The following is a 755-nucleotide window of genomic DNA, read 5'->3' on the forward strand; positions in this document are numbered from 1 at the left end:
TTCTCCGGTGGGTGAGTCGCGCAGCGCGCATCCCTCGTCCACATCATACTCACAGCGCATATTGACGGTGAAACCAGAAGTGGACGACAGGGTGAAGGGGACTTCTTTATTAAGTAAGTCCGGCACCCGCCCGCCGTTCACCCACTGGCTCCAGCCGCCTTTGGGAGCCAGGCCGACGTTTTCACTGCCCGGTGCGAGGAAGAACTTGAACGCATGACGAACGGTGGCTTTTATTTTGATCCGAATTTCGCTGTCGGAGGTCGTCTCGGTATTAAAGTTAATATCCCCTCCCTCACCAACGGTATAAACCACCTCACCTTCATAGTCCCCGGAATAAACGTCCAGAGGATTCGGCGTCGTTAAATTATAGCCAAAGCTGAAGTTGTCAATGCGAACATTTCCCTGAAACTGACCCACATCGGTAAGCTTACGGTAGCAAGTTAATTTTGCCTCTGGCACACCCCATGCATGCCTGAACCCCTCACCGTTACCAAATCCAGTCCCTATTCGCCCCGAGCATCCACCTGCGGGGTAACGACCTGTGCCGTTCATGGCGTTAAACAGATCACCATTGCTGGCATCCAGTCGGTGGTGCTGCATACCAAAAAAGGCAAGCCGAAAATGACTATCAAGCGTATTCCCTGTTTTAGGATCGGTTAATACCACATCTCTTGTTACCCCATCGAGTGATATTGATACATGATTTTTTATCAAATCCGCAGACGCGTAATCAAAGTATTTCTCACCGGTTAAAC

The 755-nt window shown here is 50.5% G+C and carries 1 protein-coding gene; it reads right to left on the reverse strand.

All coding sequences use genetic code 11. The features are described from left to right. Positions 1-755: hypothetical protein (locus F3J28_RS22280; RefSeq protein WP_353620596.1), on the reverse strand; the 755-nt coding region annotated here is incomplete at both ends.

This window comes from Enterobacter sp. Ap-1006, assembly GCF_011752835.1.
GTDB lineage: Bacteria > Pseudomonadota > Gammaproteobacteria > Enterobacterales > Enterobacteriaceae > Cedecea.